The organism is Pseudomonas sp. DWP2-2, assembly GCF_049897065.1.
GTDB classification, from domain to species: Bacteria; Pseudomonadota; Gammaproteobacteria; order Pseudomonadales; family Pseudomonadaceae; genus Aquipseudomonas; species Aquipseudomonas paracarnis.
Genome location: NZ_JAFCVN010000004.1, coordinates 375,480 through 395,393, shown reverse-complemented (window position 1 = coordinate 395,393; position 19,914 = coordinate 375,480). Strand labels below are relative to the sequence as shown.

The 19,914-nt window shown below is 63.5% G+C and carries 11 protein-coding genes and 1 pseudogene; 1 reads left to right on the top strand and 11 read right to left on the bottom strand.

From position 1 onward, the window contains the following. Nucleotides 1–99 precede the first annotated feature (99 nt). From ACP7CZ_RS12115 to ACP7CZ_RS12090, 6 genes are all read right to left on the bottom strand, one after another. The gene (locus ACP7CZ_RS12115) at nucleotides 100–1,059 is read right to left on the bottom strand and encodes a quinone oxidoreductase family protein (protein ID WP_294170548.1); all 960 of its coding nucleotides are present in this window, start codon (nucleotides 1,057–1,059) and stop codon (nucleotides 100–102) included. Nucleotides 1,060–1,087: 28 nt separating this feature from the next. Further along, complete coding sequence (locus tag ACP7CZ_RS12110) at nucleotides 1,088–1,261, bottom strand: DUF1427 family protein (protein WP_014718843.1); 174 nt, start codon at nucleotides 1,259–1,261, stop codon at nucleotides 1,088–1,090. Nucleotides 1,262–1,330: 69 nt separating this feature from the next. Continuing rightward, nucleotides 1,331–2,107: an AraC family transcriptional regulator gene (locus ACP7CZ_RS12105; protein WP_294170555.1), complete on the bottom strand. Its 777-nt coding sequence runs from the start codon at nucleotides 2,105–2,107 to the stop codon at nucleotides 1,331–1,333. A gap of 114 nt (nucleotides 2,108–2,221) precedes the next feature. After that, nucleotides 2,222–2,392 carry a putative metallothionein gene (locus ACP7CZ_RS12100; RefSeq protein WP_019816816.1) on the bottom strand — a complete coding sequence of 57 codons (171 nt, stop codon included), beginning with the start codon at nucleotides 2,390–2,392 and terminating at the stop codon, nucleotides 2,222–2,224. A gap of 88 nt (nucleotides 2,393–2,480) precedes the next feature. Then, the gene (locus ACP7CZ_RS12095) at nucleotides 2,481–2,936 is read right to left on the bottom strand and encodes a DMT family transporter (RefSeq protein WP_003191976.1); all 456 of its coding nucleotides are present in this window, start codon (nucleotides 2,934–2,936) and stop codon (nucleotides 2,481–2,483) included. Nucleotides 2,937–2,940: 4 nt separating this feature from the next. Next, nucleotides 2,941–3,429 carry a DMT family transporter gene (locus tag ACP7CZ_RS12090; protein WP_014718846.1) on the bottom strand — a complete coding sequence of 163 codons (489 nt, stop codon included), beginning with the start codon at nucleotides 3,427–3,429 and terminating at the stop codon, nucleotides 2,941–2,943. A 119-nt stretch (nucleotides 3,430–3,548) separates the two neighbouring features. Between ACP7CZ_RS12090 and ACP7CZ_RS12085 the strand changes: the two genes are divergently transcribed. Further along, the gene (locus ACP7CZ_RS12085) at nucleotides 3,549–4,481 is read left to right on the top strand and encodes a LysR family transcriptional regulator (protein ID WP_054918678.1); all 933 of its coding nucleotides are present in this window, start codon (nucleotides 3,549–3,551) and stop codon (nucleotides 4,479–4,481) included. A 76-nt stretch (nucleotides 4,482–4,557) separates the two neighbouring features. Here the strand turns inward: ACP7CZ_RS12085 and ACP7CZ_RS12080 are convergent, their stop codons facing one another. The 5 genes and pseudogenes from ACP7CZ_RS12080 to ACP7CZ_RS12060 all read right to left on the bottom strand — a co-directional run bounded on the left by ACP7CZ_RS12080 (nucleotide 4,558) and on the right by ACP7CZ_RS12060 (nucleotide 19,869). Continuing rightward, nucleotides 4,558–5,877: an Nramp family divalent metal transporter gene (locus tag ACP7CZ_RS12080; RefSeq protein ID WP_072448638.1), complete on the bottom strand. Its 1,320-nt coding sequence runs from the start codon at nucleotides 5,875–5,877 to the stop codon at nucleotides 4,558–4,560. Nucleotides 5,878–5,919: 42 nt separating this feature from the next. Then, a complete protein-coding gene (locus tag ACP7CZ_RS12075) occupies nucleotides 5,920–7,473 on the bottom strand; it encodes a DUF726 domain-containing protein (protein ID WP_054897040.1) in 1,554 nt (517 codons plus the stop codon). A gap of 132 nt (nucleotides 7,474–7,605) precedes the next feature. Next, nucleotides 7,606–7,911 carry an XRE family transcriptional regulator gene (locus ACP7CZ_RS12070; protein ID WP_057977105.1) on the bottom strand — a complete coding sequence of 102 codons (306 nt, stop codon included), beginning with the start codon at nucleotides 7,909–7,911 and terminating at the stop codon, nucleotides 7,606–7,608. Continuing rightward, nucleotides 7,904–8,269: pseudogene (locus ACP7CZ_RS12065) on the bottom strand (type II toxin-antitoxin system RelE/ParE family toxin). The gene ACP7CZ_RS12070 and the pseudogene ACP7CZ_RS12065 overlap by 8 nt, the downstream one beginning before the upstream one ends. A 212-nt stretch (nucleotides 8,270–8,481) precedes the next feature. Next, the gene (locus tag ACP7CZ_RS12060; RefSeq protein WP_294170581.1) at nucleotides 8,482–19,869 is read right to left on the bottom strand and encodes an autotransporter-associated beta strand repeat-containing protein; all 11,388 of its coding nucleotides are present in this window, start codon (nucleotides 19,867–19,869) and stop codon (nucleotides 8,482–8,484) included. Nucleotides 19,870–19,914 lie beyond the last annotated feature (45 nt).

The window sequence follows — 19,914 nt, the reverse complement described above, 5'->3', positions numbered from 1 at the left end:
TGGGGTGCGTAGCGCCCCCAAAAAAGCCGGCTCCAGCTGCGCTATCGAGCGGGAGCAAGCTCCCTCGCCACAGCAAGCCCGCTCCCACATTTCTATCCATCAGGGCAGGAAGATGATTTTGTCTGGGCTGCCGTTGTTCACTTCTGCATAGCACTGAACACCCTCCGCCAACGCCACTTCACGCAACCCTGTAGGCAGCGGCAACAGGCCTTCATCAAAGAAGCGCCCAAACGCCTCCAGCATCACCGCGCATTGTTCGCAGCTATAGAGCAAAGAGTTGATCCCAACCACCGACCCGCCCTTACGGTACAGCGCCAGGGCCGGTAACTGCACATGGCCGTCAACGGGTGCGGCGATGATGGCGATGCGGCCGAACGGTGCCAGCCCCGCCACCGCGGCAGGCAGCCAGAAACCGGTAGTGTCAAAGATCACGTCGGCGCCGCCCTTGAACACGGCCTGCACTTGCGCGCCCAATTCCTCCGGCTTGCCCAAGGCAATCGCCTCCAGCCCTTGGGCCTGCAACATCTCGAGCTGATCGGCCTTGCGCACGGCCGCCAATACCTGCGCACCGCGTATCTTCGCCAGCGCCAACGCCGCACTGCCGACCGCGCCGTTGGCGCCGATCACCAGCAAGCGCGTGCCCTTGCCAACGCCGCTGCGCTCCAGGGCATCCCAGGCGGTGGTATAGGGCACACCGAGGCTGGCCGCCTGGGCAAAGCTCAAGTGCGTAGGTTTGTACGCCATGCCCTTGGCTGACACGCGTAGGTATTGGGCATGGGAACCGTCAGCGAAAAAACCCAGGTCACGACCGGTGCCCCAGACCTCCTGGCCGAGCAATGCCTGCGGGCCTTCCACCACCACGCCTGCGAAGTCACGCCCAGGGATGCGTGGCAGCGTGGTGTAGGGGAAACGGCCAAGCACGTTTTTGACGTCGCTGGGGTTCAGGCCCGCCGCGTTGACCTTGACCAGCACTTCGCCGGCAGACGGTACCGGCATGGGCACCTCCAGCAGGCGCAGGTGGGCGAGGTCGCCGGTGGCGGTAAATTGCAGTGCGTTCATAGAGGGCATCCGTGGAAGGAAAAAGGGATCAGGACAACCAACCACTGACCAACTGCCGCGCCATGGGCCAGAGCTTTTCGCCGAGCAGCATGCCCATCAGGCCGACCAGTGCGATAGCGGGCGGTGCAGGCGAGCGGAAGTCCAGCGCGCCGTAGATCACGCCGACAAACAGGCCGATGGCCAAGGAAATCAAATAGCTCATGAACGCTGCGCCCGGTTGATTGATGGGCTCAGTCTAGGGCGCGTCTACCGTGGGTATCGGCCAAGTGCTTCAGGATTTCGGCCAACCCCTGTACTGCGACGGCGATACTCCCAGTTCACGTCGGAACATGTCACTGAAGCTACTGGGCGAATAGCCCAGGGTGCGCGCTATGCCGCTCACCGAATGGCCCTGGATCAACTCCGCCGCCGCCGTAGCCAACTGCACCTGACGGCGCCACTGGGCAAACCCCATGCCCAGGTGCTGCTGGAACAACCGCGCCAGGGTGCGCACGCTGGCGCCCGCGGCCTCGGCGTGCTGCTCGAACGGGATGTCCAGGGAGGGCGACGCCATGACCGCCTGGCACGCATTGATCAGACGACGATCAGCCGCCACCGGCATGGCGATGCGAATAGGCGAGCGCCGTGCGCGTTGCAACTCCAACAGGGCCAGGCCTACGACAGCCTCGTAATAGGCCGCATCACCGTGATCACCCTGCTCGACCAAGGTCACGATCAACTCACGCAACAAGCGGCCCACTTCGATGACCTGCACCTGGCTGTCCAGCGTCGCCGCCAACGCCGGGCGCAGGTAGATATTGCGCATCTGCAAATCGGAGACCACGCGGATCCCGTGCTCCACCCCCGGTGGCAACCACACCGCACGCTGGGGCGGCACTACCAGGGCTTCGCGGGGCGTCTCGACCCACATCACTCCGCTCATGGCGTAGAGCAACTGGCCCCAATCGTGACTGTGCGGCTCTACGTACAACCCACGCGGATAGGTACGCGCCAACGGCTGCACGGGAACGGCGAGATCACTGAGGTCGGGGGGCGCTGCCAGGGCCATGGCGGGTACACATCAATCGGGTCGGGTGACCATGGTAAAGACTGGTCGCCGGCAAACGAACTGTTTTTACTCATCCTGCAGGCACCGGGTGGCCGGGCCTGCAGGTCAATCCTGTCAACCGTGGGCTGACTTGGCGCATTCGCAACCCGTCGCCGCCGCGCAGGGTTCACCATGAGCATGGTGCTCGGCACAGCCCTGGCAGCAATAGCCCTTGCCGTCTTTCATTATTGCGTCAGCGCCCAATACACATTTGCAGTGAGGGCAAGCACAGGTTTGATCTGGCATGGTCAGACTCCTTTTTCATGGTCGTCCGATGCGGCGAGCGCCGCACCTTAAGCAGTGACCCTGGGCAAGCAAGCATGGTTCAGCGCCGTCAGTCGGCCCGGCGGCTATTACTGCGGTACATGAACACCAACGCCAGGGCAAGCAATAGCATGGCGAGGATACGGCTGCCCGACAGCTCGATCGCCGGGTTGCCCAGCCAGCCAAAGTTGTCGATCAGCATGCCCATGCCCAGTTGCCCGACAATCACCGCCACCGTGGCGACGGCTGTGCCGACCACAGGCACTGCGCCGACCATCACCATCATGTACACCACGCCAAACAGGGCACCGGTCAATTGCCACTTTGGCACCTCCAGCAGGCTGACGGCCTGGGCCGGTTCGAAGAAAAATATCAACAGCGCCGTGGTCAGCGCGCCCACCGCGAAGGTCAACAGACTGCTGCGCAATACCCCCACCGTCTGGCCCAGACGCCCATTGATAGCGGCCTGCACACTCAGCACCGCCCCCGCTGCAATCACCACCACCAACAACATAAACAGATTCATCGTCTTAACCTCGTGCAATCAGAACCAGAGCCGCCACAATCAACGCCAACGCGATCCAGCGCTCGCCATTGACCCGTTTGCGCGCCGTGCCGAACCAGCCGAAGTGGTCGATCAACACACTCTTGCCCACCTGGCCCGAGAGGATCGCGATCATGGTCATCGCGATGCCAATGTGCGGTGTGGCCAGGGTCAACACCACCACGTACATCGGCCCCAGAAACCCGCCGATCAGCTGCCAGCGTGGCAGTTGCGTGAATGCTGGACCCTTTTGCGGGCCGCTGAACAGCAGCAGTAAAAACAGAATCGCCGTGCCAACGCCAAAGATGCTCAACGTCGCCCACAAATGCCCGACCTGCGCGCCCAATGGCCCGAGCAACCCGGCCTCCACCGACAGGCCCATGCCCGCCAGAATCACCAACGGCAACAGCAGCAGCCGTAAAAGGTTATTGCTCGGCCTGGCCTGCGCCAGGCCTTCGGTAGAACGTGCCTGCATACATCACCCGTGTATCAAGAAAGGAAAAACATGGCGCGCATTATCCGGTGGCCGTACTGTGCGATAAATGGGAGTATGCGGACAACACCTTTGCGCAAAACGCACAGCCTGGAGAGACGATGCAGGGCTTGAATGAACTGAGTTTCAAGGCGCTACGCCTGTTTGTGGCCGTGCTGGACCAGGGCAGCTTTTCCGAAGTGGCCCGCCGCGAAAGCCTGGCGCCCTCCTCCATTTCGCGGCAGATTCAACTGATGGAACAGGCCGTCGGCCAGCAATTGCTCTACCGCCATACGCGTGCCGTCAGCCCCACCGAAGCTGGCCGCCTGCTGGGCCGTCACGCACGCTTGCTACTCGAGCAATTGGAGACGGCTAACCAGGCCCTGCAGGAGCAAGACAGCGAACCCAGCGGTCTGGTGCGCATCAACGCGCCCATGGCGTTCGGCCAGCGTCACCTTTCACCCTGGCTGGGAGGGCTGTGCCGGCGCTACCCGAAGCTGCAACTGGATATCCAGCAGACCGACACCTTCGTCGACCCGCTGCAAGACGGCACCGACCTGCTGTTTCGTATCGGCGTGCTCAATGACTCGGGCATGCAGGCGCGCATCTTCGCGCCGCAACGCTTTCGCATCGCAGCCAGCCCCGCCTACCTGGCCCAGCATGGCACGCCGCGCCACCCCGACGAACTGGCCCACCACCACTGCCTGGCCTACAAAGGCATCACCGGTCAGCAGCGCTGGTTCTTCCGCCGCGGCCAAGGCGATTGGACCCCCTATAGCGTCAGCGGCCCCATCACTGGCAACCACGCCGACACACTCACCCACGCCGCCGAACAAGGCCTGGGCCTGGTGGTGTTTCCGTCCTGGCTGATTGGCGAAAGCCTGCGCGCCGGCACCTTGCAGGCGGTGCTGAGTGAGTATGAGGTCGCGACAACCCTGGAGCCCCAACAGATCGCCGCGTTGTGGCCGGGCAGCCGCAGGCTCTCATTGAAGGTGCGCACGGTGATCGACTATTTCGTGGAGTGTTTTGGGACGGTGCCGTATTGGGATCGGTGAGTGTGACCGCCCCCTGATGGAGCGCAAACTGTTCGAAGGCGGTGTTGAGAAAACGAGCACATGACTCAACCCTGGCTCAGAACAACCACTGCCCGATCAACCACGCATTCGCCCCACTGATCACCGCGAACAAAAACCACGCCAGCAGCCGCGTGGGCAGCCGGTTGACGAATGGCCCCATCAATTGCTTGTCGCCAGTCATGCGGATCAGCGGGTACAGCGCAAAGGGCAACTGCAGGCTCAGGACCACCTGGCTGAGAATCAGCAGCTTGCCGATGGCATCATCACCCATCAGCCATACACCTAGAAACGCCGGGATCAGCGCCAGCCCACGGGTAATCAGGCGGCGCTGCCAGCAGGGTATGCGCAGGTTGAGGTAACCCTCCATGATAACTTGGCCGGCAATGGTGCCGGTAAAGGTCGAACTCTGACCCGAAGCCAGCAAGGCGATACCGAACAGAATGCTGGCGAAAGCACCGCCGACCAAGGGATCGAGCAGGTGATAGGCGTCCTGGATCTCCACCACATCGGTATGGCCGGTCTTGTAGAAGGCTGCAGCCGCCAGCACCAGGATGGCGCCGTTGACCAACAGCGCCAAGGCCAGGGAGCCGATGGTGTCGATACGCGCCAGCTTGACCGCGTCCTGTTTGCTCGCCAGGTCCTTGCCGATCAGGCGGGTCTGCACGATGGAGGTGTGCAGGTAGAGGTTATGAGGCATGACCGTCGCGCCGAGAATACCGATGGCCAAGTACAACGGCGCCGCATCGCTGATAGCCGACAGTGACGGAGTGAAGCCACTGAGCACGTCGGGCCAGTAGGGTTTGATCAGCACCAGTTCGATGAAAAAACACACGCCGATGGTGGCGACCAGCGCCAGCATGATCGCTTCCAGGCGGCGAAAACCACGATTTTGCAGGGCCAGGATCAACAGCGTATCGAAGGCAGTGATGACAATACCAGTGGTCAGCGACACGCCCAGCAACAGGTGAAACGCCAGGGCGCAGCCGAGCACTTCGGCAAGGTCTGTGGCGATGATGGAGATTTCCGCCAACACCCACTGGGTACGAGCAGAGCGCTGGCTGTAGCGCTCACGGCACAGTTGCGCCAGGTCCTTGCCAGTGGCGATACCCAGCCGTGAACACAGGCACTGCACCGCCATCCCCGCCAGGCTGGCCAGCAGCACCACAAACAACAGGCTGTAGCCGTAGCGTGAACCGGCTTCAATGGCCGTTGCCCAGTTGCCGGGGTCCATGTAGCCGATGGAGATCAACAGGCCGGGGCCAGCGAACATCAGCACCCGTTTAAAAAACGAGGCCTTGGGATCAACAGCGACAGAGCCGGCCACTTCCGGCGGGCAGAACGGGGCGGTAGCGATTTTCGGCAGGCTGAATTTCACGCGGTATTCCAGGCAAATACACAAGACTTGGGCAGCAGCTTATCAGTCGGACGCGACCGTGCGCATCACCGTGTCTCGCGGCAGGTCAAACGCTTCCACCACTTGCACCACCAGCTCCAGTTCCTGGTTAAGCGCCTCGCGCTCCATGCGCTGGCGAATCACGCCGATCACCAGTACCGCCAGGGTGGTGATCGAATATGCCGGGCCGGAAAACGCTCGCACCCCGCTGACCAGCAACATCGCCGCAGCCAGCGCCTGGCCCACCACCGGAATCGCCGTGGCCGCACCGCGCCGCAGGATAAACCCGGTCAGCCCGGCCAACGCCGTGCCGCTCAAGGCGGTGGTGGCCGAACGCCCCAGATCGAAACGGTTGAACAGCCCCTGCTCTTTTTGTGCAGCCGCCTTGAGCTCGGCCTCGAACGCCTGGCGATCAGCGCGACTGAGTTTGTCCTTGTACTGCTCGATCAGTGTTTCTGCGACCTGCCCTTCGATCTCTGCCAGCGCCACGTGCTCAAGTGGCTGGTCGAACTTGATGCCCAGGCGTTGCGCCACATCTTCGGCAATCTGGCGATAGCCCACGCCATGGCCACGGGCCAGGTTCATAAAGCTATCACCGCCCATGCGCTGCAATTCAATGGCCAGTTTCAACGGCTCGCGCACACTGGCATCAATCGCGGCACTGCGCTTTTGCGCCATCAGTTCGGCAAGAAACTTCAGCTCCTCCGGCCGCGCTTGCACCAATGCCGGGTACAGGTCCACGTCCGCTTCGGCAAAACGCACTTCACTGCTGCGCGAGTCCACACGGATCATGCCGCGCCGCTCCTGCAGCAAATCGGTGTACTGCACCACCGTCTTCAACTGCGGCCAATAGGCGGCATGATCGAAGCTGGCCAGGTGCACATTGGTGACCTTGGACTTGAGCGCGGGCGTTACGTCAATCGCATAGCGGCCAATGCAACGCTCGGTATCGGGTTTCATGGCCAGCGCCCAGTCCTTGCTGGAGTGGCAGTTGATCAACCGCCCCTTGAGCGGCGCCGACACATCATCCCAGGGGCTCGATGTACAAATCGCCCCGCCCATCAACAACAGGTTATCGAGCGGCAGTTCGCGAGCAATCTCGGGGCTGGCCAGCAAGCTCTTGACCAGGATACGCGCGCCCAGGGAGTGGCCGATCAGGTTGATACGCCGTACCGGCAGCGACTGGTCGTGCAGGTAGCCGGCCAGCTCTGGCAATAACGTCTTGGCCACTTCATCGACCCGTGCCTCGACACTTTTGTAATGGTCGAGAAAATAGGCAATGGCCTTGCCCACGCCCACCGTCGCCGCGCCCAGGCCGCCACCGCCGAGCAGCGAGGCGAGCACGTCCTTGAACGGTGCAAACAGGTTTTCCAGAAAATGCCCCGCCGGCCAGAACAACATCAGGTTGGTCGACCCTTCGATACCGGCCAGTTGCTCCTTGAAACTGCCCAGTTGCTGACGGTTGAAGAATGCCGAATAACCGTGAACATAGAGATTGAGCACATCCCCCTGGGGCTCGCCACACAAGACGAACGTGGGTTTGCGGGTGCGGTGCATTTCATCCCACTGGTGTTGCATGGGGCGGTGACTCCTGGCGGAAGGGATGGCGATAGTAACAAACAGAGCCGACAAGGAAGGTGAATCCTGACCAGCGTTCGCCACGCTCAGGACAATTGGAATAGCCTGAATCTGGCGAAGAGCCCAGCTACTTCAACAGGCAAAGTTGTCAATTTTGACCTGGCCATCCGGAAAAGTGGCGATGATTTCCAGCTCGCCCCCCATCGCACGTATGTAGTCACGCAACGTGCTGATGTACATATCAGTACGACGCTCCATCTTCGAAACCGCTGCCTGGTTGATATTCAATGCCTTTGCCAGGCTTGCCTGGCTCAGTTGCTGGGCTTTGCGCAACTCATGCAGCGGCATTTCTTTCAAGTGTTGCTGAAATATCTGCTCGGCATCGGCGTGCGCCTCAGGTGTCATGCGAGCTTTCAGTTCCGCGAATTTCTTAGCCATGGTCACGGCCCTCTTTACGCAATGAGTCTAAATGTACGTCGTACAGCTTCTCTGCCAAGGGTACGTACTCGTGGTACCAACGGTGCTGTGCGGTTTTATCGCCACCTATCAGCAACACTGCACAGCGCCGAAAATCGAAGGCATACAACACCCTGTAAGGTCGCCCTGCATGCTATACCCGCAACTCTCGCAGGTTGCCGTGCCGAGCACCCTTGATATCGCTGCTATGGGGAAAGCGCAGCCCAGGCCCGAACAGCCCCAGCAAATCAACACTGGCAGCCACCGACGATTGCTCCTTTGCATCCAAGCCATCCCACCACTCTTCGAATTCATCCGTGTATTCAATGTCCCAGACCATGCAAATATGCCACCCAAGGAATATAAACTCAAGTGCATAACTTTAGGCCGGCGTCGGTTGGTCGCCAGCCGTGTTCCGGAAGAAATTGTATTCACATCCTTCAGGCTGCCCGGTGAGCAATAAATGCCCTGCTTTCATGAACCAACGTACTTCTTCAAAAAATCTTCCAAAAAAAACCGCCCTTTCGGGCGGTTCAAAAAACTCGGCCGTGATCAAAAACCGAGGGAGAAACTCACGGTCACTGCGTGGTCCTTGTCGTTACGCGAGAGTTGGCCCGAATAGCCCAGGCCCAGTCTGCCGTTCTGGCTGATCTGGTAATCCAGCCCCGCTTCCACCACTGCACTGTCCTTGGCAATCGGCACGCCTTGGGTGCTGAACGAGCCACCGCCATTGATAAAGCTCAGGTCGGCGTCGGGCTTGGTATCACCGAAGGCATGGCGCCAGCCGATGCTGCCCCGTGGGGTGATTTTCGAGCCGTTGCCCAGGGTGATGGTCTGGCCAATGCGCACGCCCAGGGTCGAGTAGGTGATGTCCTGGTCGGCATCGCCACGCAGGGCTGCCGAACCGCCTTTTTCCTTGATGGTGTCGCTGTCGTAGTTGACGTAGGCCAGGCCGGCGAACGGTTCCAGGGCCACGCTAGGGGTTTGGATGGTGTAGCCGACTTCACCGAACACCTGCGCACTGCGTGCCTTGTAATCGGCTTTGAGGCGTTGGCCCTCGGCACCGACGGCCACGTTGCGTTTGCTTTCGACGTCATGCCAGCTGTACGCCACGCCCATGCGTGCGGCGAAGGCTTCCTGCTGGTAGGCGGTGTAGGCCATCAGGTGGTAGCTGTCCACATCGGCGCTGGAATTGCGGCGCTTGGCGTCCAGGTCGCTGCGGGTGTAGCCGGCGGCCACACCGACGCGCCAGGCGTCGTCCACTTGCTTGTCGGTGCCGAGCAGGAAGCCGCTGAGGTTGCGGTCCAGCTTGGCGCTGTTGCTGTCACCGCCCATATGGCCCCAGGTGCCGAGCACGCGCATCCAGCCGACCATCTCACCGTGACAACCGGCGCTGCTCAGGTGGTTTTCGCTGGGTGCCAGGGCATTGCGCGGGTCGTCCTCGCGGTAGCAACCGGGTTGGCGCAGGCGCTCGTTGACCGCATCACGCACGTAACGCGAGTCTTCAAGCATGGCGCTGGCGGTGCTGGCGTGGATTTCGCCGGACAAGCTGTCGAAGGCCGCGCGTGCCGCTGCCACATCACCATTAAGCAGGGCGTTTTGCACCGCTGCGCCACCGACTCCGGTGCCTGTGCCCAACGCCGCCGCCACGCCGCGCTGGTTACCAGTGGCCGCCACACTGGCGTAACTGACGTCGTTGCGGCTGACCGCCAGGGCCACTTGGGTTGGGCTGTAGTTCAACGCGGAAGTGAGGAACGCCAAGTTCTCCAGATTGGTGGTGGCAAAGGTACCGTTGACTGCGCCCGCCGTCAGCAGGGTGTAGGTGGTGGCGCCGGCATAGGGTGCCAGGTTGACCACATTCAAGGTGCCGCCCAGGTTGGCGGTACCGCCCACGGCCAGGGAGCCGGTGGTGGATGGGGTGATCACCAGGTTCAGCGCACCGGTGCTGGCGTTGGTAAAGTTGCCGGCCACGGTCAGTTTGCCGCTGTCGGGTGTCACCGAGCCGTTGTTGACCAGCGAACCGACACTGCCGTTACCGGTCAGCCCCGCACCGTTGGCCACGGTGACTTGGCCGCCGAGCACGGCGCCTGGGTTGGCCGCGTTGCCCACTTGCAACACGCCCTCTTCCACCGCCACGGTGCCGCTGAACGGCTGGTTGCCGGTCAGCAACAGCGCGCCTGCGCCTTGCTTGATCAGCGCACCGGTGCCGCTCAAGGTGCCGCTGAATTGGCCATTGGTGCGTTGGGCAAACAACAACCGCGCGTTGTTGAGGATCCTGCCACGCAGGCTGGTGGTGGTGCCCGCCAGCGTACCGCCACTGACGGTAGTGCCGCCGGTGTAGGTATTCGCGCCAGTCAGCAGCAAGGTACCGGCATCCAGTTTGTTGATGCCGCCGGTCCCCACCAGCGGAGCATCAATCTGAGCGGTCACGCCGGAATTGACCCGCACTGGCGCCAGGCTGCCATCCGCCGCATTGGTCGGGCTCAAGCTGCCGCCTTCGCCGGCCGTCAGCACGTAGCCGGCGTCCAGCACTTGCAGGCCGGTGAAGCCTTGGTTGCCAACCACGGTCACGGTGCCGCCCTGCCCGCCAAATACCGCGAACTGGTTGGTGGACGCCTGCCCCTGGGTGCCGGTCGGGTCAGTCCAGTTGGTGCCCGGGCCCCAGGTACCACTGCCACCGGTAATGGTGCCATCGGGGTTGGTGGTGCCGCCGTTCCAGAACTGGATTTGCCCTGGCGCGGTTTGCACCACCAGGTTGAGCTGGTTGGCCAGCGCCGTTTGCAGGCTCAGGTTGCCCAGTGCCACCGGCAAGGTGCCAAAGGTGAGGCCGTTATCGGTCAAGCTGCCGCCGTAGCGGAACAGTTGGTACACGCCGACGCCGAAGCCGCCGGTATCGCTGACGTTGAGAGTGCCGTCCAGGGTCAGGTTGCCCGCCACGTTCACCGCCGTACTGGAAGCACCCGGTGCGCCGAGGGCGAAGTCCAGGGTGGTGCCCGATGACAAGGCCAGCGAACCCACCGACAGCGGCGTCGCGGCGCCGGCCTGGAGCACCGAGCCGTCTGCCATGTTCACCGCACCGCCCAGGGTGCCGCTGCCACCGAGGGTCGCGCCGCTGGCGACTTGTACCGCGGCGCTGTTCAAGGTGCCGTTGACCAGCAGGCTGCCGGTGTTGACGTTGGTGTTGCCGGTGAAGGTGTTAGTGCCGCTGAGCAGCAACGCACCGGTACCGGTTTTATTCAACACGCCGGTACCGGTGAGGTTGCCGGTGTAGGTGCCGTCGGTGGCTTGCTCAAAGGTCAACGCCGCATTGTTGACGATAGCGCCTTGCAGGCTGGCGGTGTTGCCCGTGGTGCTGCCGCCGTTGAGCGTGGTACCGCCGCTGTAGGTGTTGGCCGCGGTCAGCAACAAGTCGCCGTTGCCATTTTTCACCAGGCCGCCGCTGCCGCTGACCACGCCGTTGAGGGCCAGGTCGTGGCTGCCGGCCAGGGTAAGCGGGCCACCCAGGTTGAGGGTATTGGCCAGTTGCAGGTCGGTGCTGCCATCCAGTTGCGCCGCGCCGCCGACCGTCAAGGCACCACTGCCCAAGGCAGCATTATTGCCAAGGATCAATTGACCGGCGTTCAGGCCAGTGCCGCCGCTGTAGCTGTTGACGCCATTGAGCGTCAGCGCTGCCGCACCGTTTTTCACCAGGCTGCCGCTGCCGCTGATAACCCCGTCGAGGGTCAGCGCATTGCTGCCTGCCACCGCCAAGGCACCGTTGAGTACAGCCGCATTGGCCAGGCTGACCGCCGCGTTGCTGTCCAGGGTGGTGCCGCCGGCCGCCGTCAGAGCGCCTGTGCCGAGGGCACTGTTGTTACCCACCACCAGGGTGCCGCCATTCAGCGCGGTACCGCCGGTGTAGCCATTATTGCCGTTGAGTACCAGGGTGCCGCTGTCGAGCTTGGCCAGGGTGCCAGCGCCGTTGAGGGTCACGCCCAGGGTCGCGGTGGCATTGGGGTCGACGCGCACCGCGGTGTTGCCGGTGCCGCCATTGACCAGGTTGAGCACGCCCGCCGTGCCGGAGCCCAGGGTGTAGCCATCAGTGACGAACTGCATGCCGGTGATGTTTTGCGTGCCGTCCACCGTCACGTTGCCCGCCGCGCCTTGGAACACCGCGAAGCTGTTGACCCAGCCCTGGTTGAGGGTGCCGTCGACATTGGTCCAGTTGGTATTGCCGGCGTTCCAGGTGCCGTTGCCGCCGTCAATCGCACCGTTGCCGATCAGGCTGTTGCCATCCCAAAACTGTACGGTGGTGTTGGGCGCAGTCACCAGCAGGTTGACCTTGCTGGTGATCGCGGTCTGCACTTGCAGATCACCCGGTACCACACTGCCTGGCAGTGTGCCGAGCGCCAGGCCGTTATCGGTCAAGGCCCCGGTGTAGTTGATGAGGTTGTAGACGCCGCTGCCAAAGCCGCCGATATCGGTGACATTGAGGTTACCGTCCAGAGTCAGGTCGCCGCCGACATTCAGCAGGCCTGTGCCGCCGCCCAGCACCGGGGTGCCGAGGCCAACATCCAGGTTCGAGTTGCCACCCAGCACCAACGAGCCCACCGACAGTGTGCTGCCGGAGGCCAGGCCGATGTGCCCACCGTCGGCCACGGACACAGCGCCGGCCAATGAACCGCTGCCGGCCAGGGTTGCGCCGCTGTTCACCGCCACCGTGCCGCTGGCCAGGGAACCTGTGACATTCAAGGTACCGCCGTTGACGTTGGCCGCGCCGCTGAGGGCATTGGTGCCGCTCAGGTTGAGCACCCCGCTGCCGTTTTTATCCAGGTTTCCGGCACCGTTGAGCGCGCCGCCAAAGCTGTTATCGAGGTTGCTGCCTCCCACCGCCAGCGTAGCGCCGCCCGCCACCTGCACCGTACCGGTGCCAGCCAGGCTGTTGAGGTTGGCATTGCCACCCAGGTTGAGGCTCGCGCCGCTGCCGACAGTGACGCCGGAGGTGGTGCCCAGCGCACCATTACCCGCCGTGGTCACGCTGCCGGCCGCCACGGTCAGTGGGCCGCTGAAGCTGTTGTTGCCGGTCAGCAGCAGGTCCGCCGCGCCATTTTTGATCAGCGCCGCGTTGCCAGCGAGTACACCGCCCAGGGTCAGGTTGTTGCTGCCAGCGACAGTAAGGTCGCCATTGAGGTTGACCGCATTGGCCAGCACCAGCGGCGTGCTATTGGCCAGGGTCGCCGCACCGCCGACGGTCAACGCGCCCGAGCCCAGGGCCGTGGTGCTGCCGAGGGTCAGCGTACCGGCATTGAGTGCCGTGCCGCCGCTGTAGGTATTGGCGCCGTTCAGGGTCAGGTTGGCGCCACCGGCCTTGGTCAACGAACCACTGCCGTCCACCACGCCGTTGAGGCTCAGGTCGTTGCTGCCGCCGACGGTGAGCGCGGCATTCAGGCTGGTGTTATTGGCCAGGGCCAACGCCGTGTTGGTGTCCAGGGTGGTTGCCCCATTGACCGCCAAGGCACCACTGCCCAGGGCCGACGCATTGCCCAGGGTCAGGGAGCCGGCATTCAACTGCGTGCCGCCCAAGTAGGCATTGGCGCCGTTGAGCGTGAGGTCGCCCGCGCCGGTTTTGGTCAGCCCACCGGTACCGCTGACCAGGCCGTTCAGGCTCAGGTCGGCGGTGCCTAGAATGCCCAGGTTGCCGGCCAGATTGACCGTATTGGCCAGGGCGACCGCCGTGCTGCTGTCGAGGGTGGTGCCGGCGGCCGCGTTCAGGGCGCCACTGCCCAGGGCCGTGTTGGAGGCCAGGATCAGGCCGCCTGCGTTGAGTGCGGTTGGGCCGGCATAGGTGTTGTTGCCACTGAGGGTCAGGTTGGCGATGCCATTCTTGATCAGGCTGCCCGTGCCCGCCACGGTGCCGGCCAGGGTCAGGGCATTGCTGCCGCCGACGGTCAACGTACCGTTGACGTCCACATTGTTGGCCAGGTTGACCACAGCGTTGCTGTCCAAAGTGGTGCCATTGGCGGTGGTCAATACGCCGCTGCCCAGGGCACTGTCATTGCCGACCACCAGCGTGCCGCCATTGAGTGCGGTGCCGCCGGTGTAGCTATTGGCGCCGTTGAGCACCAGGGTGCCGGTGTCGAGCTTGGCCAGGGTGCCACCGCCGTTGAGCGCGACGCCCAGGGTGGCGGTGACGCCAGGATCGACACGCACAGCGGTGTTGCCACCGGTGCCATTGAAGAGGGTCAAGGCCCCCGCCGTGCCGCCCGCCAGGTTGTAGCCATCCGTGACGAACTGCAACCCAGTGATTGCTTGCGCGCCGTCAACCGTGACAGTGCCCGCCGTGCCTTGGAACACGGCAAAGCTGTTCGGGGTCCAGGCTGTATTGAATGCGCCGTTGACGCCGGTCCATTGGCTGGCGCCTGCACTCCAGGTGCCGCTGCCGCCTTCGATGGTGCCATTGCCCGTGGTTTGGCTGCCGTCCCAGAACTGCACGTTGGTGCTGCCGTTGACCAGCAGGTTGACCTGGTTACCGATAGCGGTTTGCAGGTTCAGGCCGCTGGCCGGGATGTTCACCGGCAGGCTGCCCAGCAGCAGGCCGTTGTTGGTCAGGCCGCCGGTGTAGTCGATCAGGCGGTAGATACCCGCACCGAAGCCGCCGATATCCGTGACGTTGAGGGTGCCGTCCAGAGTCAGGTTGCCGTTGACCTGCACCAGCGCGGTGCCGCCCGTGGCGGGCGCGCCGAGGCCCGCATCCAGGTTGGAGTTGGCATTGAGCAGCAGCGAACCGGTGGTCAGGGTCGCGCCGGAATTGACGGCCAGGTGGCCGCCGTCGGCGATGCTCACATTACCCAGCAAGGTGCCGGTACCGCCGAGGGTGGCGCCACTGCCCACCGCCACATTGGCGCTGGCCAGTGAGCCATTGACGAGCAAGCTGCCGGCGTTGACCTGGGCATCGCCGGTCACCACGCTGAGGCCACCGAGGGTCAAGGCGCCTGTGCCGTCTTTGGTCAGGTTGCCGAGGCCTGCCACGACGCCGTCGAAAGTGCTGTCGAGGTTATTGTTGCCGACGCTCAAGGTGCTGCCGGCCCCTACTGTGGCAAGCCCGGTACCCGTGAGGGCGCCCAGGCTGGCGCTGCCGCCCAGGTTCAAGGACGTACCGCTCGCCAGGTTGACCCCGGCGCCGACACCCAGTGCTCCGTTGCCCAGCGTGGTGAGGCTGCCCGATTGCACATCGAACAGGCCGTTGAAGGTGTTAGTGCCGGTCAGGCTCACATCCGCCGTGCCGGTTTTGACCAGGCTACCGCTGCCGGCCAGCACGCCGGCCAGGGTCAGGTTATTGTTGAGAGCACCCACGGTCAGCCCAGCGTTGAGGTTGACCGCATTGGCCAATACCAGCGGCGTGCTGTTAGCCAGCGTGGCCGCGCCGTTTACGTTCAAGGCGCCGGTACCCAGGGCCGCTGCCGTGCCCAGGGTCAGCGTGCCGGCGTTGAGGGTGGTGCCGCCTTGGAAGGTGTTGACACCATTGAGGGTCAGGTTGGCCGTGCCGTCTTTGCTCAGGCCAGCCGTGCCGGTGACCAGGCCACCCAGGGTCAGGTCATTGCTGCCGGTGACGGCGAGGTTGGCGTCAAGCACGACGCCATTGCCCACACTCAGCGCTGCCGTGTTATCCAGGGTCGCCGCGCCGCCAACGGTGAGGTTGCCCAGACCAAGGGCGGTGGCGCTGCCCAAGGTCAGCGTACCGGCGTTCAGGGTGGTGCCACCCAGGTAGGCGTTGGCGCCGCTGAGGATCAGATTGGCCGCGCCCTCCTTGGTCAGGCTGCCCGCACCGTTGATTGCGCCGCCGAGCGTCAGGTCAGCGGTGCCGCCGATGCCCAGGTTGCCAGCCAGATTGATCGCGTTGGTGGTGGTAACCGCCGTGCTGGCGTCCAATGTTGTGCCGCCGGCGGCGCTCAACACGCCCGCGCCCAGCGCCGTATTGCTGGCCAGGATCAGCCCGCCTGCGTTCAAGGCCACAGGGCCCAGGAAGGTATTGGTGCCGCCGAGTGTCAGGTCTGCCGTGCCGTTCTTCACCAGACCACCGATGCCACTGATGGCGCCATTGAGCGCCAATGCGTTGCTGCCGCCGACCGTCAGGCTGCCGCTGAGTACCGCATTATTGCCCAGGGTTACGGAGGCGTTGCTGTCCAGTGTGGTGCCCGCCGCAGCAGTCAGGGCGCCAGTACCCAGCGCGGTGTTGCTGCCGACCACCAAGGTACCGCCATTGAGCAAGGTGCCACCGGTGTAGCTGTTGGCGCCATTGAGCACCAGCGTGCCGGTATCGAGTTTGTTCAGAACGCCCGCGCCGGTGATATCGACGCCGAGGGTGGCAGTCGCCAGTGGGTCGACGCGCACGGCGAAGTTGCCGCTGCCGGTGCTCAACTGCCCACCGGTGCCATTGACCAGGCTGTAGCCATCGGTGACGAATTGCAGACCGGTGATGGTTTGTACGCCATTCACGCTGACAGTCCCCGCAGCACCTTGGAACACCGCAAAGCCACCGCCCCAGGTCTGGTTGGAAAGGCCGTCGGCCGAGGTCCAGTTGGTGCCCCCCGCTGTCCAGGTGCCGTTGCCACCGTCGACAGTGCCGTTGGCAAGGGTGTTGCTGCCGTCCCAGAAACGAATATTCGGCGCCGCTACCACCAGGTTGACCTGGCTGCCCACTGAGGTCTGTACCAGCAGATCACCCAGGCCATAACCCAGCGGCACCGTGTTGACGTTCAATGCGCCGGTCAAGCCGCCGGTGTAGTTGATCAAGCGATACACGCCGGCGCCAAAGCCACCGGCATCGCTCACATTAAGGTCGCCGGCCAGATTCACGTTGCCACCGACATTCATCAGCGAGGTCAGCGACGGTGCGCCAAGCGCCACATCCAGACTGGCCCCGGCACTCATGTTCAGGCCGCCAGCCGACAAGGTCGTGCCACTGCCCAGCGCCAGGTGCCCGCCGTTGTTGATATTCGCCGTACCCAATAGCGAGCCACTGCCGGTGAGGGTGCCGCCGGTATTCACGTTGACCGACGCGCTGCCCAGAGAACCATCGACATCCAGGGTGCCCGCGTTGATCGCCGTGTTACCGGTGATGCCATTGATTCCGTTGAGCGTGAGCGTGCCGGTACCCACCTTGATCAAGCTGCCCGCGCCGCTGAGGTCACCGTCAAAGGTACTGCTGGTGTTCACGCCACCCACGGTGAGTTCCAAACCGCCGCCGACTGCCACGCCACCCGCACCGCTGAGGCCAGCCAGGCTGGAATCGACGCCCAGGTTCAGTGCGGCGCCGGTGCTGACATTGACGCCAGAGGTGTTGCCCAATGCACCGGTGCTGCCGGTGGTGACGCTGCCGGAGACAATATTCAATGGCCCGGTAAACGTGTTGTTGCCGCTCAAGGTCAGGTCAGCCAAGCCATTTTTGATCAGCGCACTGGCGCCGCTGAGCACGCCGCTGAGATTCAGGTCATTGTTGCCCGCGAGCGTCAGGTCGCCATTCAAGGCAATCCCGTTGCCCAGGGTAAGGGCCGCACTGTTATCCAGGGTTGCCGCACCGCCGACCGTCAAGGGGCCTGCGCCCAAAGCGCCTGCCGTGCCCAAGGTCAGCGTACCGGCGTTGAGGCTGGTGCCACCGGTGAACGTGTTGGTGCCGTCAAGGGTCAGGTTGGCCAGGCCATCCTTGATCAGCGCCCCCGCACCGCTGACCACACCGCCCAGGGTCAGCCCATTGGTGCCGCCGACGGTCAGCCCGGCGTTGAGGACAATGCCATTGCCCAGCGCCACCGCCGAGTTGCTGTCCAGGGTTGCGGCGCCGCCGACGGTCAAGTTGCCCAGGCCAAGCGCCGTATTGCTGCCGACGGTCAGGCTGCCCGCATTCAGAGTAGTGCCGCCCAGGAAATTATTGCTGCCGCTGAGTGTCAGGCCGGCCGCGCCGTCTTTGGTCAGGCTGCCTGCACCGTTGACCGTGCCGCCCAGGGTCAGGTTGGCGCTGCCACCGATTCCAAGGTTACCGGCCAGGTTGATCGCGTTGGCCAGCGTCGTACTGGTACTGGCGTCCAGGGTCGTGCCCCCGGCTGCATTCAACGTACCCGCGCCCAAGGCACCACTGGCGCCAAATACCAGCTTACCGCTGTTCAGCGCAGTGTTGCCCAGGTAAGTGTTCGCTTGATTGAGGATCAGATCCGCCGGGCCGTTCTTGATCAACCCACCAAGGCCCGCCACCACACCGCCAAGGGTCAGCGCGTTGCTGCCGCCAAGGGTCAGGTTACCGCCCAGGTTGAGGTTATTGCCCAGGCTCACTGCTGCACTGGCATCCAGCGTGGTACCCGCCGAGGCGTTCAACACACTGGCGCCGAGCGCAGTATTGGAGCCAACCACCAGCGAACCGGCGTTGAGGGCCGTGGCGCCGGTGTAAGTATTGTTGCCCGTAAGCGCCAGGCTCGATACGCCCTCCTTGATCAACCCGGAACCACCGCTGACAACCCCGCCAAGGGTCAGCGGGTTCACGCCGTCTACGGTCAGATTCGCGTTCAAGGTAATCGCATTGCTGGTTGTCAGCGCAGCATTGCTTTGCAAAGTACCTGCACCCGCCACGGTCAAGGCACCGGTGCCTAGCGCGGTGGCATTGCCCAGCGTGAGCGTGCCGGCGCTCAAGGTAGTACCACCCTGGAAGGTGTTGGCGCCGCTGAGGATCAATTCGCCGGTCCCGGCTTTGTTCAAGCCAGTATTGCCCGAGATCAGGCCGCTCAAGGTCAGCCCGGTAGCAGCCCCCTGCACCGTCAGTCCACCGGTTCCGAGGGTCATCAGGTTAGCCAGCGTCAAGCCGTTGCCAGTGGCCTCGATAGCACCGCCGTTAGACGTGAGCACACCGCTGCCAAATGTCGCGTTGTTATTGAATTGCGCCACACCCCCATTGAGCGTAGTGCTGCCGCTGACCAACGGCCCCTGCAACGTCCAGGTGCCACTGTTGATGGCCAGGTTGTTGAAGTTGACATAGTTGGCGCTTGAAGCCGTGCCGGTGCCCGTACTGCCACCACCGACACCCGTCGTGTTTTCAAGGATCAGCGAGTTGCTGCCGCCTGCGCCGCCGTCCACCTGGCCGGTGGGCGCGAACGTCAGGTTCACGCCGATCAGTCCGCCCAGGCTTAAGCCGAGGCCGCCGCCACTGGTCACCTGCGACCCCGTGACCGCTGTAAACGTGTTGGTACTGGCGGTCCCCATCGACACGCCGCCAGAGATAGTGCCGGTGTTGCGGAACGTGTTCCCTGTAGTGGAGCTCTCGAACGCCACGCGCCCGGTCAGGGCGCCGTTGTTGGTCATATTGACCTGCCCGCCACCCTGCACGGCTACCACCGGGGTATCGGACGTGAACAGCGACAGGCCGAGCAAGGAGGAAGAACCAATGACGCCGTTGTTGACGATCGTGGTGGTGCCGCCTGCGCCGTTGGTGGCGTTGAGGGCCATGCCATCCAACGAGGCCAGGTTCAGCCCCAGCAACGCGCCAGTACCGCGCATGATGCCGGTGGCACTGTTGGTGATGTTCAACACGCTGGCTGCCGTGTTGCCGATCACCACACCACCGCTCAACACTGAAACCAATCCGAGGAGTGCCGGGTCAATGGTGCCGGAGTTGTTCAACGTGGTGCTGTTGCCGGTCAGGGTCAGTGCTTTGCCGCCCAGCGTTGCGTTGAGTTGCGCCCCGGCGTTGACGTTGACCGTCAGGTTGTTGACCGCGCTGCTGAAGGTATTGAGGAACAATGGCAATGACGGCACGCCCGTACAGGTCACCGTCGCGCCGGCCGCAGGACTTGCCGGGCTACAGGCGGCAAACACATCCGGGCTCGCCAGCCCCATCACCAGCCCGGCCACTCCCAGGCGGATCGCAAGAGAAAGCGCAGAAATACGAGGTAAAGCGGCAGTCGCAAGTCTTCTATCCACGTTCTACTCCTTGTGGTCCAAGCCTTTCATCCGTGACTGCGTGCA